General features: G+C 51.7%; 12 protein-coding genes and 1 pseudogene. All 13 read left to right on the top strand.

The genetic code is table 11. From position 1 onward, the window contains the following. Positions 1-138: 138 nt before the first annotated feature. The 13 genes and pseudogenes from LCF57_RS14910 to LCF57_RS14850 all read left to right on the top strand — a co-directional run bounded on the left by LCF57_RS14910 (position 139) and on the right by LCF57_RS14850 (position 17,605). Positions 139-4,182 (top strand): DUF5695 domain-containing protein, encoded by a 4,044-nt coding sequence (locus LCF57_RS14910; RefSeq protein ID WP_226001397.1) that lies wholly within the window; start codon positions 139-141, stop codon positions 4,180-4,182. 130 nt (positions 4,183-4,312) lie between these two features. Continuing rightward, positions 4,313-5,611 carry an alpha-glucosidase/alpha-galactosidase gene (locus LCF57_RS14905; RefSeq protein WP_226001396.1) on the top strand — a complete coding sequence of 433 codons (1,299 nt, stop codon included), beginning with the start codon at positions 4,313-4,315 and terminating at the stop codon, positions 5,609-5,611. A 13-nt stretch (positions 5,612-5,624) separates the two neighbouring features. After that, a complete protein-coding gene (locus LCF57_RS14900; RefSeq protein ID WP_226001395.1) occupies positions 5,625-6,461 on the top strand; it encodes a hypothetical protein in 837 nt (278 codons plus the stop codon). After that, complete coding sequence (locus tag LCF57_RS14895) at positions 6,347-7,516, top strand: sensor histidine kinase (protein WP_226001584.1); 1,170 nt, start codon at positions 6,347-6,349, stop codon at positions 7,514-7,516. The genes LCF57_RS14900 and LCF57_RS14895 overlap by 115 nt, the downstream gene beginning before the upstream one ends. Positions 7,517-7,532: 16 nt before the next feature. Further along, entirely contained in the window at positions 7,533-9,122 is a 1,590-nt protein-coding gene (locus tag LCF57_RS14890) for a response regulator (protein WP_226001394.1), read from the top strand. Between the two features lie 123 nt (positions 9,123-9,245). Further along, complete coding sequence (locus LCF57_RS14885) at positions 9,246-9,554, top strand: hypothetical protein (RefSeq protein ID WP_226001393.1); 309 nt, start codon at positions 9,246-9,248, stop codon at positions 9,552-9,554. Continuing rightward, positions 9,551-10,600, top strand: a complete 1,050-nt coding sequence (locus LCF57_RS14880; RefSeq protein WP_226001392.1) for an extracellular solute-binding protein — start codon at positions 9,551-9,553, stop codon at positions 10,598-10,600. The genes LCF57_RS14885 and LCF57_RS14880 overlap by 4 nt, the downstream gene beginning before the upstream one ends. A 33-nt stretch (positions 10,601-10,633) precedes the next feature. Next, the gene (locus tag LCF57_RS14875) at positions 10,634-11,539 is read left to right on the top strand and encodes a carbohydrate ABC transporter permease (RefSeq protein WP_226001391.1); all 906 of its coding nucleotides are present in this window, start codon (positions 10,634-10,636) and stop codon (positions 11,537-11,539) included. Next, entirely contained in the window at positions 11,536-12,462 is a 927-nt protein-coding gene (locus tag LCF57_RS14870; RefSeq protein ID WP_226001390.1) for a carbohydrate ABC transporter permease, read from the top strand. The genes LCF57_RS14875 and LCF57_RS14870 overlap by 4 nt, the downstream gene beginning before the upstream one ends. A 69-nt stretch (positions 12,463-12,531) precedes the next feature. Next, complete coding sequence (locus LCF57_RS14865) at positions 12,532-13,638, top strand: M24 family metallopeptidase (RefSeq protein WP_226001583.1); 1,107 nt, start codon at positions 12,532-12,534, stop codon at positions 13,636-13,638. A 33-nt stretch (positions 13,639-13,671) separates the two neighbouring features. Further along, positions 13,672-15,195, top strand: a complete 1,524-nt coding sequence (locus LCF57_RS14860; protein ID WP_226001389.1) for an Ig domain-containing protein — start codon at positions 13,672-13,674, stop codon at positions 15,193-15,195. 153 nt (positions 15,196-15,348) lie between these two features. Continuing rightward, a pseudogene (locus LCF57_RS14855) lies at positions 15,349-16,571 on the top strand (NAD(P)/FAD-dependent oxidoreductase). Continuing rightward, positions 16,568-17,605 (top strand): proline racemase family protein, encoded by a 1,038-nt coding sequence (locus LCF57_RS14850; RefSeq protein WP_226001388.1) that lies wholly within the window; start codon positions 16,568-16,570, stop codon positions 17,603-17,605. Before LCF57_RS14855 ends, LCF57_RS14850 begins: the two are co-directional and overlap by 4 nt. Positions 17,606-17,702 lie beyond the last annotated feature (97 nt).

Genomic DNA, 17,702 nt, shown 5'->3' with positions numbered 1-17,702 from the left:
TTGATTTTACCAATGGACAAGGATTTGTACAATGGAGTTGTAACGCTTACATTTCCAAGGAGGTTGCGGCGAAATGAAGAGACTTCAGGTGATTGGCAAGCAAATCAAGACCCCGAGATCCAAAAGGAGGCCGTGTTGATGAAACTTAAGGGAATATTGGCGGCATTTTTGTTTTTAACCGTAACGTCTGTGCTGTTTGGGGCGAATTCGGCAGAGGCCCATGAATTATCCAATGACAAGCTGACGATTCAGACAGGCGAGCATGGCGAAATTTCATCTATTCGTATTAAAGGAGATGCTTTCCCGACTGAATATGTCATGAACGCAACGGTAACACCTGAACAGAACACCGCGGATCATCAATGGCTGGGTGAGCTGATGTTCACGTACCGACTGGACAATGGCAGCTGGACGAAGGCTTGGACGAACAAGTCGGCAGATGCACGTAAGATCACGACCAGTGGCAACCGTGTCACCGTCACATACGAGAATTCCAGCAACGCTGAGGGCATACCCAATTTTAAAGTCATCGAAACATATTCGGCGGAGGCGGACGGTTCGGTGCTGTGGAATATACAGGTACAAAATACAAGTGGAAAAAAATTGGAGATTGGCGATTTTGGTTTGCCTCTGCCTTTCAATGAGCAGTGGACCAATGGTGATGCGATTTACGAGACTAGAGTCGTGACGCATTCCTTTGTCGGCAATAACAGCTCTTATATTACAGCTGGGCGTCCCAGCGGCATTGGCTCTTCCTTGCTATTGATACCTGAATCCACAACAGGTGCGGGTTTTGAGTATCAGGATCACTGGCGGGATGAGGAGCATCCAGGCAGCAAATGGGCCTGGAACCCGGCCAACGAAGGCAAATGGCTGGAGGGGCTGAATGTATTTTATATTCATTCCAATGTCATCAAGTCCACCAATCGTGGATATTTGCCGAACACAAGCCTGATCCTGAATCCCGGTCAAAGCCGTAACTATGGCTTCAAGTTTGTGGCGGTGAAGGACGAGCAGCATGTAAAAGATACGTTGTATCAAGAAAACTTGGTGGATACTACGGTCGTACCGGGCATGATCGTGCCTACGAATCAAAAGGCGAAGGTGGATCTGCGCTCCAAGCAGGCGATCAACAAGGTGACCTATCCGGACGGAACCGTCATTCCACAGACGGATAGCAAGGCCGGAGGACACCACATTTATGAGCTAAAATTTACTAAGCTGGGTCCAAACTTCATAACGGTAGAATACGGCAACGGCAACAAAACGGTTTTACAATTCTATGCCATTGAGCCGATTGATCAGGCGCTGCAACGGCACACTACATTTATGGTCGACAAAACCCAGTGGAATGTGCCGGGTGATCTGCGCGACAAGGTATTTGACGATTGGATGATGCATACCAAATCCAAGCGCAATATTTTCAACGGCTATTGGGGCTGGGGGGACGATTGGGGTCTGACCCACGGACAGTTCCTGGCTGAGAAAAACACACTGTCTCCCGTCGTCAAAGAGGTGCGGGCAGTAGACGATTATTTGGAGACGGCAATTTGGACGAATTTGATGAACGGACATCATGAGGATTATTTAATTCATGATTTCCTGATGCCAGAACCGAACGATACACCGACCTATCGAGGGTATGCGTATCCGCATGTATACAACACGTATTTCAGCATGTACAAGATTGCTAAAGAATACCCGAATCTGGTCACATACAAGCATCCGAAGGAGACCTATTTGCTGCGGGCGTATAACATTTTCAAAGCATTGTATGAAGGACCGGTCGCTTACAACTGGGAAACAGGCTTGATGGGCGAACTGACCACACCGGATATAATTCAGGCGCTTCATGATGAAGGCTATGATGATGAAGCAAACGATCTTAAGGAAAAAATGGATCGCAAATATAGCAATTTTAAAAATACAAAGTATCCTTACGGCTCCGAATATAGCTATGACAATACAGGAGAAGAGGCCGTATATACGTTAGCCAAGCAGAATATAGATACAGAAGGCGAGCAAAGTAAAGCCCTGGAAATGATGAGTAAAATCAATGCCAAAACCCGTGCGGCACGCGGTCATATGCCCGTATGGTACTACTACACTGATCCGGTGACCATTACCGGGGAGAACTGGTTTAACTTCCAGTACACGACCTCGCTCGCTGGATATGCGATGGATGACTGGATTCGGTATCATGAGGACAATCAACGTGAGGAGCAGCAACGGCTGTCCTATGCAGCTAAAATTGCCAATGTCGGAGCGATTAATTCCGGGCAAATCAGCTCGGACCCTGAGAACATCGGGGCGGTGGCATGGACGTATCAAGCGGAAAAAGGCAATAACGGAACGAACGGCACTGGTGGTGGTAAAAATGTTCCGCTCTTCAATGGCTGGCGCGGCATGAGCGGTGAGGCTGATCTCGGATTGTTCGGTGCACTCAAAACGTTAAGTGCTGATATCGCGATTGATCCTATTTTCGGATTGACGGGCTACGGTGCAGAGGTGAGCAAAAACGGCAACGTGTATACGGTCAAGCCGCTGGACGGCCTGTTCAAGCGCATCAATCTGATCACGGAAAAGCTGTATATCGAGCTGGAAAAGGACCAATATAAAGAAGCCAAGCTGGCAACATCCAAGGATTACGTATGGCTCCAACTGAAAAACCAGACGCCGGGTCAAGCCCATTCCACGTACGTTACATTTGACGGTTTGAAAAAAGGAACGTATTTGGTTAAAGTAGGCGGTCAATCACAAGGGAAGTTTAATGCGTATGCGCCTTCCAACAAGCTGAAATTGGACATTGGCACAGCCTCCTCCTACACGGTGGAGCTGACACCGACCACGCCTGATCCGAACAAGGCGCCTGTTGTAGATGCCGGCAAAGATGCCAAGGTGAAGCTACCGGATCAGATCATTCTGAAAGGCACGGCTACGGATGACGGGCTTCCACAAGGAAAAGTGACAAGCGAGTGGAGTCTGGTTGAAGGGTCACAGGGCGCCAAGGTCACATTCAGCAGTAAAACATCGGTGCGCACGAAGGTGGACGTTTCCGAGCCGGGAACGTATATATTCAAGCTGACAGCCAGCGATTCGCTGTTATCGGCGGAGGCCAGAGTAAGTGTGATAGCAGAACCGGCGGCTCCGTTACCTGAACAGCTTGCGGTTTACAAGTTTGACGAAACAAGCGGAGCGCTTGCGGCGGATTCATCGGACAGCGGCAATGATGCTACCGTAAAGGGGACCGTTGCGTGGGCTGCGGGTAAGACTGACAATGCCGTCAGCCTCAATGGCAAGGACAGCTATGTGCAGCTTCCAGCAGGTATTGTAAGTCGGGCACAGCAACTGACCGTATCCGGCTGGGTCAAAGCGAACAGCCTGAGCGATTATGTACGGATTTTTGACTTCGGCTCCGGGACCAATGAATATATGTTCCTGACCCCTAAAGCCGGGGACCGGATGCTATTTGCCATTACGAACCAGGGCAACGGGCAAGGACAGGAACAGACGATTGATGCCCCTATACTGCCGACAGGTGTATGGAAGCATGTTGCGGTCACGCTTTCGGGCTCCACAGGTATTTTGTACGTGGATGGGAAAGAAGTGGGGCGCAACACCAGCCTGACCTTGAATCCGACCAGTCTGGGTCAGACCAAAAATAATTTTATCGGCAAGTCCCAGTACCCTGATCCATATTTTAACGGTCTGGTGGATGAATTCCGTATTTACAGCCGTGCTTTGAATGCAACTGAGGTGGCAAGTTTGGCCTCCGGTACAGCACAGAGTCTGACGGCAGCCGAGAAAATCACCGCGCTCAAAGAAGTAAGTATAACGACTCATGCGGGTGAAAAGCCTGAACTGCCAAGCGTAGTGGAAGCTACGTATGGAGAAGGCTCCACCAAGTGGGTGGCTTTGGAATGGGAGGATATAGACCCTGCACAATATGCGGCTCCGGGTTCGTTTGAATTGAAGGGCAAGGTAGAAGGGACAGAGCTGAAGGCGATTGCGAAGGTAACCGTCATCGAAGCAGGGGCCGCGGTTCAATCGGAAACTCCGGTTAGGCCGGGGACCCCAGTAACGCCAACAGTTCCAGCTACTTCAGCAACTCTGACAACCCCAGTCACATCTGCCTTACCGGCTCGGCCTATCGGCTCCGCTAAATCGGCGGGAGTATCCTGAGTGGGAGGCAACAACGCATAGTCATGGCTAACCTTTCCCACCGTCACCTTCTTCTGCAAAGAGGGTGGCGGTGGGTATCCTTACATTTGGAGTGTGCAGCTGCGAATAAAATGTGAATGGAGGAACGGGCATGAGCAAGATTACATTTTTGGGTGCAGGCAGTACGGTTTTTGCGAAAAATGTGCTTGGCGATTGTATGCTGACACCGGCCTTGCAGGGCTTCGAGCTGGCATTGTTCGATATTGACCCCGTAAGGCTGAAGGATTCGGAAAATATTTTAGCGAATTTGAAAAAAACAACGGGAAGCACCTGTGTGATCCGCTCCTATACCGACCGCAAGGAAGCGTTGCGTGGAGCTGCCTATGTGGTAAATGCCATTCAGGTGGGCGGTTATGATCCGTGTACGATTACGGATTTTGAAATTCCCAAAAAATACGGTCTGCGCCAAACGATTGCCGATACGGTCGGCATTGGCGGCATTTTCCGCAATTTACGGACGATTCCGGTGATGCTTGATTTTGCGGCAGACGTGCGCGAGGTATGCCCGGATGCATGGTTTCTCAACTATACGAATCCAATGGCTGTGCTGACGAATGTGATGAACGTATACGGCGGTGTCCGTACAGTTGGGCTATGTCATAGCGTGCAGGCGTGTATACCGGAGCTGTTCAAAAGCCTTGGGCTGGAGCAGGAAGGTGTAAAGGCCAAAATCGCAGGCATTAATCATATGGCGTGGCTGCTCGAAGTGAGCAAGGACGGGGTGGATGTATATCCTGAAATTAAAAAACGGGCCGCCGCCAAGCAGCAGGAAAAGCATCATGATATGGTGCGCTTTGAAATGATGCTGAAATTCGGTTATTACATTACGGAATCGTCTGAGCATAATGCGGAATATCATCCGTATTTTATCAAACGGGCGTACCCTGAGCTGATTGAACGCTTCAATATTCCTTTGGATGAATACCCGCGCCGCTGCGTGAGCCAGATTGAACGATGGGAAACGATGCGGGAGGAGCTTTTGGGCAATCAGGATCTGCGTCATGAACGGTCAAACGAATATGCCTCCTATATTTTTGAAGCAATCGAAACGGATCGGCCTTTTGCCATTGGCGGGAATGTGATGAATACAGGCTTAATTACAAATCTGCCGAAGGAAGCCTGTGTGGAGGTGCCCTGTCTGGTCAATCGTAACGGGGTTACGCCAACCTTTGTCGGAGATTTGCCACCGCAATGTGCTGCGCTGAACCGGACGAACATTAATACACAGCTATTGACGATTGAAGCAGCGTTCACGGGGAAAAAAGAGCACATTTATCATGCCGCGATGCTGGACCCGCACACGTCAGCCGAGCTGTCCATGGATGATATTATTTCTTTGTGCGATGACCTGATTGCGGCGCATGGACAATGGCTTCCAGCCTATGTGTAAGGGAGACAGATGAATGGGAGGCCGGGGTCGTCAAAAGTTCGCCGGGATTCCTACGATCCGTGGGAAATTTATTGTACTGACGCTGGTACTCACCGTCATTCCGATGATGGTGCTGACCTTTACTTTTTACCGGATCGCGGCCCATTCACTTGGTGAGAAGTCGGAGGCACTGGCTATGCAGTCCAGACAAATGAGTGAAAATTACGTCAACGCCACGCTCTCGGATTTGAACGATCTGACCAATGCCATTCTCGGCAATCCTGATGTGCAGGCCACGCTGGAGACCAAGCCGGAAGACGATTATAAATACTTACGGAACGATGAAACACTCAGCATGGTCGTTCGAACGCAAACCCAGACCAAGCCGTATATCACGTCCTTTTTCATATATGCCGCCAATGGCGGGCTCAAGCATTCTCTCTATCAGGGAAATGTTTCGGTCCGTTTTGGCGGCCTTCCTACATTAGAGGAAGCACGTGTATATTATCGCCGCCTGCTCACGGAAAGGCCCATGATGTGGATGGCACATTCGCCATTTGCATCAGGACGCGGGATGGCGCAGGATCGCATATATGTCGGGAAGCTGCTGCGAAAAACGGCTGGAGACTATGCGCCGCTTGGATTTTTGCTACTGGAAATTGACAAGGCCAGCCTGTTCAGGGGGCTTGCTTTCCATGAAACAGACGGCAATACCAGATGTGGGTGCTGGATCAGGAGGGTGAGCCTGTGTACCGATTGCCGGAGCAGGGCGTTGCGGACAAATCGTTGCTGCGGCAGATTGCCAAATCCGCTGTGGACAAACCCGTGCTTACGAAGGATTGGAGAACATGGAACGGGCGACAGACGATGATCTCCTACGGACCGTTAAATGAAGGACATTGGACGTTGCTGCAAAAAGTAGATCAGTCCGTGCTATTCGAGGATGCGCGGAAGATTGGCGCCTGGACGATCTGGACTTTTTTAATTGCACTGGTGCTGGGCTGGATGCTGTCTTATCGGCTAAGTGATACGATTCGTCGTCCTTTGCTGCAGTTGAGCCGACTAATGGCGGTGGATGGGAGTACGAGCGCTGGTAGCGGAACTGAGGATGTAACTGCAAATTTAGGTTCAAGTCCAAGGTCAATCGCAAGTCCTGCCACAAGCTCAGCCAAAGGTTCCGACGGTCCTGCACCTGTTATTTTTAATCCCAAGGATGAGGTGGGGCAGATCGGGGAGCGTTTTCTTCATATGATGCAAAAAAATCATGAGCTGTACGGGCAGGTGTACGAAGCATTGCTGTCGCGCAAGCAGGCGGAGTTTCGTGCGCTTCAGGCGCAGATTAATCCGCATTTTTTGTACAATACGTTGGAATCGCTCAAGGGAATGGCACTGGCGAATGGGCAACGGGATATGGCAGAGGTGATTGGGGCCTTTGGCAAATGTTTTCGCATCTCGTTAAGTTATGGACGGGAGCAAATAAGCTTGGGACAGGAAGTCGAGCATGTAAGCGCCTATGTGAAGGTGCAGCAGTTCAGATTTCGAAATTCGTTCGAGTGGATTTGCGAGGTGGAGGAGGATATTTGTGAATTTTACGTACCCAAGCTTATCCTCCAGCCACTTGTTGAAAATGCCATTTACCACGGATTAAAAGGTCGTACCGACCGTGGATACATCATGCTATCCGGTGCAAAGGAAGGGGATGCATTGCGCTTAACAGTCAGTGATGATGGGGATGGGATTGGAGCCGAGCGTCTGGACGATATTCGGAAATCGCTGGAGGCCGAGCGGGGGAGTGCGATTGGCTTTGGGCTGCGCAATGTACATGAGCGTCTTCGGCATTATGGTCCGCAATATGGACTATCCGTGACGAGCGAGTCGGGGCAGTACACCTCGGTTACTTTGCTGGCACCGCTTCGAACTGAATAAGAAAGGAGAGGATGACATGTACCGGCTGCTGATCGTGGACGACGAATATCATATTCGGGAAGGACTCCAGCTGATGGTGGCAGAAAGCGGCCTGTCTGTGGAGGTCAGTGATGTGGCAAGTGACGGCGAGACGGCACTGCGTTTGTATGCGGAGCGGCGACCGGACATGATTTTACTGGATATTAATTTGCCGGATATAAGCGGATTGGATGTAGCCAAAATGATTCGGGAAAGGGATCAACAGACGCCTTTGTTATTTCTGACCGGCTACGAATCAGTGACCTACATTCGTCAGGCGGTTTCGCTTCAGGCGGTCGACTATTTGCTCAAGCCTGTGACCCGCGAGGATTTTGAAGCGGCACTGCGACGGGCCGAGGAGCGGATCGTACAACGGCTAAGAAGCGAGGAGGAGGCCATTCACCGTCATCGTTCATCGGAGCCATTGTACAGGGAGCATCTACTGCTGGATCTGCTCCAGCAGCGGCGTCCCGCAACCGAGGTCATTCGGGAGCTGGACGGGCTGGGGCTCTTCGAGACTGGCGGGCCGCCTTATACTGTGCTGTGCTGCGAGCTGGAGGAGCCGCAGCAGCAGGAAGCAGCCGCTGCGAGTGAGCTGCACGGCTGCAAGGATCTCAGCAGCCACATATTCGCTGAGCTGGCTTGGGAGGCTGCGGCGGCAGTCGGGGCAAAGGCGCACGGAGCGGCGGTTTCCCGTGATCGGCGTGTGGTGCTGCTGGCAGCAGCATCTTGCCGGGCCGCGGAGCGAACGGCACAGCAGATCCGGCAGACGGTGCAGGAGCGGCTGAATCGGGCGGTGTCCATCGGAATTAGCCGCCCTGTGCAACGGCTGGAGCAGCTCCCCGAAGCGTATGAGGAAGCGGTGCAGGCGGCGGAGCACCGGGGTTGGGTCGGCTATAGCCAGATCATCCCCTATGAGAGCATCCAGGCGGTCGAGCCGAGCAGCAACCATTTCCTGGAGAAGGAGCTGCTTATGATTACGGAAATTCGGGCTGGAAATGATGCCGCGGTCCATGCCATTTTACAGGAATGGGCGGGACAATTGGCAGGTCTGCCTGTCAAGCAGGTGAAAATGATCGTCACCCAGCTCGTTCTGTTCGTCATGCGCATCGTCCAGAGTGATGCGTCCGTATGCCAAATGTCCAGGGAGGAGCAGGACCCGCTGTTGGAGCTGTCCCGCTTGCGGCATGGACCGGAGATGATCGACTATGTATCCCGCTATTTTGTCCGGGTGGGCCGCCATGTCCGGGAAGCGCGCGAGAAGGGGATTCCGCGCAAATTTCAACGAGCGAAGGCATGGATTCGTGAGCATCTGCAGGAGGACGGCGGCCTGAACAGTCTTGCGGCTTACATGAATATGAGCCCCAAATATTTAAGTGTTCGTTTCAAGCAGGTTACAGGTGAAAGCTTCGCTGACTACCAGACGCGTGTTCGCTTCGAGCGAGCCCGAGAACTGCTGCTGGACCCGAATCGCAAGGTGGCGGAGGTGGCGGAGATTGTGGGATTTGCGGATACGAACTATTTTAGCATGGCCTTTAAAAAGCATACCGGATTGACGCCGACGGAATTCCGCAAAACATTTTTGTAAACGCGCTGTTAAAAAAATCATACCAAAACAAAGAGAGTCTGGAGTCGTTGGGTGGTCGGCTCCGGGCTCTCGGCGCATAATAGGCTTGTAAGGAGAAACCAGTTCAGGAAGGGGCCGGTTGATTTGCTGAAACGAAGGTTACGGACATGGATGGCTCTCGTGATGACGGCGATGTTGACAGGGCTGACGGCTTGCAGTGGTAACGCTGGCGAACCGGTTAATCCCAATGCGGTCGAACTCAAGTTCATGTACTGGGGAAGCAATGACGAGAAGCAGGCGATGGAAAAAATGATTCAAAGCTTTAATGCATCCCACCCGAACATCCGGGTAAAGGGCGAGCATGTCCCTGGTGACTACACGACCAAAATTAACACGCTAATGGCCGCTAATCAGCTTCCTGATATCGCCTACCTAGCGATTCGCTCACGATGAAATGGGCAAGTGAAGGCAGACTCCTGGATTTATCCTCCTATTATGACGAATATCCCGAATTAAAAAACAAGCTCAAATCCTCCTATCTCTACAGCGAACCCGGCAAGTCTATCGGCAATTACACTGCACTGGAAGTGATGCAGTTATTTTACAACAAGGAGCTGTTTACAGAAGCAGGGGTCCCCGTCCCTCCGGCTGATCCTGAACAAGCATGGACATGGGATGAATTTCTGGAAATTGCCAAAAAGCTGACCAAGGATCAGAACGGCAAGCATCCCGGTGACAGCGGCTTTGACCCGAAAAATATTGTACAATACGGCTTTGCCTTCGGTAACGATCGCAGCTCCTGGGGACCGCTTCTGGCGAGCAATGGCGGAGCATTGACCGACAAAACGGGCAAGAAGTATACCTTGAACCGTCCCGAGTCGGTGGAGGTATTTCAGAAGCTGCAGGATCTGGTTTTCAAGGAGCATGTGGCTCCCGATTTGATCCAGCAGCAGGACATGCCATCCAATACGATTCGGCTTCAGACGCGAAAAGTCGCCATGGTGGTGGACGGGACGTGGTCCCTGCTTGATTTTTCGAACAACAAGCAGCTGCAATGGAGTATCGGCGTATTGCCGAAGCTGAAAGAGCCTAAAACAATGATCGTTGCTGGGGCTACCGTCATTTTCCAGAGCACCAAGCATCCGAAGGAAGCGCTCGAATTTTATTTGTATCACAACAATCCGGAAAAGGTGGACCTGTTCAAGTCCGGTCTGTGGATGCCTATCGAGGAAAAATATTATTCCGATGAACAGGCCATTCAGTCATGGACGAATAATGCGGCCCATCCACCGGAATTTCAGCAGGCAGGCATTAAATATGCCAGAGACTATGCCATCAAGCCGTCAACCTCTACGCTGCGCAACTGGCCAGATATCGGTTCCAAGCTGACCCCTGGGCTGGATCTGATCTGGACGAATAAAAAGACACCGCAGCAGGCATTGGATGAGCTGGAGCCTGTGATTCAACCGTTGCTCCAAGGAGTCTATCCGGATGAATAGTGCGTCAGGACAGCCGCGAAAGGAGGACGGCCCATGAAGCGACCAAAATCAGGAATGATGCGCATGGAACGCAACTGGGGTCTGCTGTTCGCGCTTCCTGCCATTCTGGGACTACTCGTATTTACGATTGGCCCAATTGCTGCCTCATTTGTATTCAGCCTGACCGACTGGACCATCGGCGGACAGATGAGCTTTATCGGGCTGGAGAATTATCGGACCATTCTGACGGAGGATACAACCTTTTCCCAGTCCATGTTTGTGACTACATATTATGCACTGGGCAGCGTACCTCTCGGGCTGGTGGCGGCGTTTATCATTGCACTGTTATTAAATCAAAAGATGAAAGGTTTATCGATATTCCGTACGATTTATTATTTACCTACCATTGTGCCGAGTATTGCGAATACGATGCTGTGGCTGTGGATGTTCAACCCAGATTTCGGCCTGCTGAATTCATTGCTGGAGCATGCTGGACTGCCGGGCAGCAAATGGATTTACGACGAAAGTACAGCCATCCCCTCACTGATCATGATGAGCACCTGGGGGATCGGGAACACGGTCATTATTTTTTTGGCAGGGCTCCAGTCAGTTCCCACTCATCTGTACGAAGCGGCTGAGGTGGATGGCGGCAATCTGTGGCACAAATTTTTTCATATTACCATACCTTCGATGACACCGACCATTTTCTTCAATCTGGTCATGTCTTTAATCAGCACCTTTCAGGCCTTCAATCAGGCGTATGTCATGACGAACGGGGGACCCAACAATTCAACCCTGTTCTACGTGTTCTATTTGTGGCGTACGGCCTTTACAGAGACCAAAATCGGCTATGCCTCAGCGCTGGCCTGGATCTTATTTTTCGTCATTATGGTGCTAACCGTCCTGATTTTCTCCACGTCCAAAAAGTGGGTTCACTATGAAGGAGGGGAACGATCATGAACCAGATTCCTTCTGCTGTCCATGATTCCGAAACACCACAGCATCCACCTCCACAGCCCGAACGCTCCCGTAGTCCTGCTACCTCCACCCGTGCCAAGTCCTTTCAGATCAGTCGTGTTCTGCTGTATATCGTTTTAATTTTGGGCAGTATGTTGATGCTGCTGCCATTTGTATGGCTCATTCGCAGTTCTCTGATGGGAACCTCGCAAATTTTTGTGTTCCCGCCAGAGTGGATACCGTCTCCTTTTCAATGGAGCAATTACCCGGAAGCGCTGACTTCGGTACCGTTCGGCAGGTATTTTATGAATACGTTCGTGATTGAGGTGTGTGTACTGGCAGGAGTGATGCTGACCTCGATTGTATCGGCGTTTACCTTTGCCCGTCTGCGCTGGCCTGGGCGCAATCTGATCTTTTCTCTGCTGATCGGGTCGATGATGCTGCCTTACGCGGTGACACTAATCCCCACCTTCGTCATGTGGCGCGAGTTGGGAGGGCTGAATACCTTTCTGCCGCTGATTGTGCCTGCATGGTTTGGCGGGGGAGCATTTAACATCTTTTTGATGCGCCAATTCATGTTGACCATCCCACGTGATCTGGACGAAGCGGCTTATATGGACGGAGGTACGCCTCTGACGGTACTATGGCGTGTCATTATTCCCTTATCTTCGCCCGCATTAATTGTAATTGGGATATTTACTTTTATTGATGTGTGGAACGATTTTTTGGGTCCGATTATTTATTTGAGTGACGAAAAGCATTTTACGCTGGCGCTGGGGCTGGCGACTTTTCGAGGGTTGAACAATACGAACTGGCCTTACCTGATGGCGGCTTCCAGTACCATTTTGGCTCCCATCGTGCTCATTTTCTTTATCGGACAACGGTATTTTATTGAAGGCATCACACTGACTGGCATAAAAGGTTAGCTGAAAGATGGAGTGAGCGGGAGTATTGGAAAAATAAGCAGGGAGGCAGTGCGAGTGAAAGAGGAAATAATTCAAAATGCGCAAGCTTCGGCAAAGCCGTTACAGGGGGTTCCGGGCAGACTGGCTCGGTTACGCTCGGAATTTTCGGCATTGGGGATAGATGCACTGCTCATTACACACGGACCTAATCGGCGCTATATGACGGGATTTACAGGCTCGGCGGGGGTGGCGCTCATTACGGAGGAAGAGACTTTTTTGGTGACGGATTTCCGCTATATGACGCAAGCAAAGGAGCAGGCACCGGAATATTCGGTCATTCAGCATGAGGCGGGAATTTTCCGGACGGTAGCCGCGCTGACGGGCAAACTAGGCGTTCACCGACTGGGCTTGGAAAGTCGTCATGTTTCACTCCAGCAGTCGGGTCAGCTTCAAGCCGCGCTGGGTCCGCTGGAGTATATGCACACAGAGGATGTGGTTGAACGGCTGCGCGATGTGAAGGACGAAGAGGAAATTCACACGATCAGCGAAGCGGCGCGTATTACCGATGCTGCGTTTACAGAGGTGCTGAATTACATTCAGCCGGGGGTTACAGAGCGGCGGATCGCGGCGGAGCTGGAATATCAGCTACGGCTGGCGGGCGCGGAATCGGGTGGCTTTGCGTTCATTGTCGCTTCGGGTGAGCGTTCCGCACTGCCGCACGGACTGGCCAGTGACAAGGAAATTGGCCAGAATGAGTTCGTCACAATGGATTTTGGCGCAAATGTGCGTGGTTATCTATCCGATATCACGCGTACCATATTCGTCGGCCAGCCCTCAGAACGACATGAGAAACTGTATGCTATTGTGCTGGAAGCGAATATGAAGACGATTGCAGGACTTCGCCCCGGCTTAAGCGGCCGAGAGGGGGACAGTCTGGGACGGGATGTGATTACCTCGTACGGCTATGGGGAGCAGTTTGGACACGGGCTGGGTCACGGCTTTGGACTGGAGATTCATGAGCAGGTACGGCTGTCCCGCGAAAGTAAATCAGTGCTCGTACCGGGTCATGTCATTACCGTAGAACCGGGTATTTATATCCCCGGCTTCGGCGGGGTTCGGATCGAGGATGATGTGCTGATCACCGATGACGGTGTCAAGGTACTGACCTCCTCACCGAAGGAGCTGCTTTTATTGTAAAAAGTTTATCCAAAAACGAGATGGAGGGATTGAATGAACACGCAAAAAAGACGCACGAAAATATGGCTGACCGTGCTGGCGTTTTCTCTCATCGTTGCTTTAACACCGGCTATTCCGGGTTATCAGGCTTATGCCGAGGCGGAGTCGGATGCCAAAGTCATCGACATCTTTAGTCGAACGGTGAACGATTACGGTATAGAGCTGGTCGATTGGCAAGGGTATCTGGCGAACCCGTATGTGAAGCTAAAGGTCAAACCGCCGGCGGATGCCGCCTTTCCGGTAACGGTTACGCTGAATGCGCAGGGCACATCCCGGCTGATGATGGATTTGCCAAGTACGCTGTCGGCGCAAGGGGCAAGCAAAACCCTGACCTTTGCCAATGCGCAGGAGGAAAAAGATTTCCGTCTGGCCATCCATCCCGACCGGATTGGGGGAAATGGTGAAATTGAGCATTATACGTTGTCTCTATCTGTGGCGGGAAATAACGGGCACACGACCATCCAGTCGATTCCGATTCGGGTGTTGGATCAGGACGATAATGGAGAACCCCAAATCCCCATCTATTTTGACTACCGCTTTGATACGATTATGCCCTATTTCAATGATGCTGCTACGAGAAAAGCCGCAGAACTGGCGGTGAAGGACTGGTTCTATTTCTTTGATCTGGCCCCTTTCGATGAGGTTCCAGCGAATGCGGAGGTAAACCATCTGCCGGGAGACGACTGGCAAAATGAAATACAGGTGACGAACGACAAGCCATATCAAGGCATGTGGGTGTTTTTAAGAGGACTGAACGGGCCTTATTCTACGGGCTTTCCAGCCGCTAACGGCAATTATCATACACGTAACGGTGTGACCGTCCCGGGGAATTTAAACCGTTCCTATAGTCTGATTCTGGATTTCTATGATGATGCCACTCCGTTCACATCGGTGGATGATGAAGAATGGTATCAATCCGATCTGTCCAAGGTGACGGATGTGCATGGTCTGATCATGCATGAATTTGGTCATGCGATTGTGTTCAGCGACACGTTCCCGGGTGTGAAGGCGCTGAAGGAGGCAGCAGGCAATGACCCGGATATTCTGGCTTATCAACACAGACCGGCTGCGCTGGACAACAGCTATCATCTCTCCGGGGAGCTTGCAGAGGTCGACAGACTGAGTGGACAAAACGGCGGCTGGCGCCACATGTTCCCGACCCGGCGCTGGATGAACACGAAGCTCTCGCTGCTGGTAGCCGAAAAAGCAGGCTGGCCGCTGCGCAAGGAACTGACTCCTTTTCTCGCGCCAGAAATAATGACCAAGGAACTGCCCAAGCCAGTTCAAGGGAAGACGTACACTGCCAAACTGGAGGCCAAGGGAGGCGTTCCTTTTTACGATTGGACGGTAACAGGGGGAAAATTGCCCGCAGGCTTCAAGCTGGATCGCTTCACAGGAACGATCAGCGGAACGGCAGAAAGCGGAGCAGCGAACAAGACGTATACGTTTACCGTACAGCTACGGGATTATGACGAGTTGAGCAAGCCTGTGACCCAAAGCCTTACGCTCAAGCTATAAGTGAATTTTCCAGCGTGGCTGCCCCGAATTTCCCGACTGAGCTTACATTTGACCGACTAATATCCAACAGGACTGATCACGATTGAAATTTGGGGCAGAGCGATCTGAGTGTTGTGACACTCGGGTTGAAGCGGTCGAAGGGAGGAAAAGTGAGTGAAACACGATGCGGCGGATCTGCTCATTGTTGGTGGCGGGATCATCGGCGCAGCCATCGCTTATTATGCGGCTAAGTCCGGTTTGAAGATCATACTGGCTGAGCGGGGAGAGATTGCCGGAGGCACTTCGTCCCGTTGTGATGGAAATATATTGGCAATTGACAAGGAACCGGGCTTTGACAGCCGGATGTCGCTGGTATCGCAGGAACTGGTGGCAGAGCTGGCCAGGGAGCTGGAGGATGAATTTGAATACCGTGCCCCGGGCAGCATTTTGGTCTGTGAAAATGATCAGGAGATGCAGGCGGCAGAGCAATGGGTAGCCCGTCAGCAGCAGGAGGGACTTCCGTTTCGCATGCTGGATGAGCAGGATCTGCGGAAGGAATGGCCGCATTTGGCTAAAGATTTGCCGGGCGGGCTAGAGTGTGCGACAGATTCCACCGTAAATCCGGTGTTGATGACGTATGCACTGGCCAGAGCCGCGCGTCGGATGGGAGCGAAGCTATTGCCGCGCACACCGATACAGTCTGTCCTCAAGGACGAAGGGGGAAACGTCCGCGGGGTGGGGAGACACCCAACGGTGTGATCCGTGCAGGAGCAGTGGTGTTGGCGGCAGGTGTGTGGACACGCAGCATCGGTCATTCACTCGGTTTGAACCTTCCGATCATACCGCGTAAAGGACATATTCTGGTGTCTGCCCGAACGCATTCGATCGGGAACCGAAAGGTGATGGAGTTCGGGTACCTGATGAGCAAGTTTGGCGGGCAGCGGAGTGTGGATGAGGATGATGAAAAATACGGTGTGGCCCTGGTTTTCGAGCCAACCGCATCACAAAACATTCTGATTGGCAGTAGTCGTCAGTTTGTCGGCATGGATACGGGGGTCGATCAGCAGGTGATCCGATTCATTGCCCGCCGAGCGATTCGCTTTTTTCCAGTCCTGGCAAACGTGCCGCTAATGAGGGCATATACCGGCCTGCGTCCATGGACACCTGATCATTTGCCCATTGTATCAGCCGTGGATGAAGTGCCGGGACTGTTTATCGCTTCCGGCCATGAAGGGGACGGCATTAGCCTCGCCGCTGTTACAGGGAAGCTGGTGACCGAAATGGTACGCGGCGAACCCACTTGTATTTCGGTAGAACCACTGCGATATGACCGATTTGGGGAGGCTTTGAACTGGTATGAGAACGAGCATGAGCTGCACGGGGAGGGAACCGGATGAGTGTACCAGGCAAGACTACGATATCAGGCAAGACTGCTATATCAAGCAAGATTACAACGATTGATACCCACACCGGAGGAAATCCGACGCGGACGGTCATTCACGGCGCACCAAAGCTGGTAGGTCATACGATGTTGGAAAAGATGACTTACATGGCAGAGCATCATGATGCTTTTCGCCGTCTGCTGATGTTCGAACCGCGGGGACATGAGGTCATGTCGGGCTGTATTTTAACAGAGCCTTGCCATCCAGATGCTGATATCGGTGTGGTTTTCATAGAGACAGGCGGCTATTTACCGATGTGCGGCCACGATACGATTGGAGTATGCACAGCGCTGATGGAAGGCGGATTGATAGCTGCGGAGACAAAAGCTATAGTGCTGGATACTCCGGCAGGTCCGGTTCAAGTGTGGCTGGAAGTAGATGCGGGCCAGGTGCGACAGGTGACATTCACGAATATCCCTTCCTTCGTGTATGCCCGTAAGGTGGAGGTACAGGTAGAGGGTATCGGTCAAGTCATACTGGATATTGCATATGGAGGCAATTTTTACGGCATTATTGAGGCGGCTTCTATCGGTCTGTTGCTGGAGCAGAGCAATGGGGCAGAGATTGTACGGACGGCAGTGCGGATTCGGGAGGCGGTAAATACTGCTATTGAGGTAGTGCATCCTGAGAATTCGGTCATCCGGGGACTGACACATATTGAATTTTACGGGGAACCCGTGGCTCCACAGGCCGATTGCCGCAATGTAGTTGTCATCCCGCCGGGAGGTATCGACCGTTCGCCCTGTGGTACAGGGACCTCGGCCAAGGTGGCAGTGCTGCATGCCAAGGGAAGGCTGGGCTTGAATGAGCCTTTTGTGCATGAAAGCATTACAGGCTCCATGTTTCGGGCCGAAATTGTAGGCGAGACGCAGGTAGGACCTTATCCGGCGGTGATTCCGCAAATTACAGGCTCTGCTTGGGTAACAGGACATCATCAATTTGTGCTTGATCCGGAGGACCCGCTGAGAGAAGGATTTTTACTGATGTGAGTATAGCGGTGAAGTATAGCGTTGGGAAATTGAATGATGTAAAAGGCCGGTGTAACTATTCGATATTCAGTTTGTAAAAAACGGGTGGAAGAAGAAA

The organism is Paenibacillus sp. BJ-4, from assembly GCF_020404765.1.
Lineage (GTDB): Bacteria > Bacillota > Bacilli > Paenibacillales > Paenibacillaceae > Paenibacillus.
The sequence above is the reverse complement of the archived record's forward strand: the minus strand, read 5'-3'. Positions and strand labels throughout refer to the sequence as shown.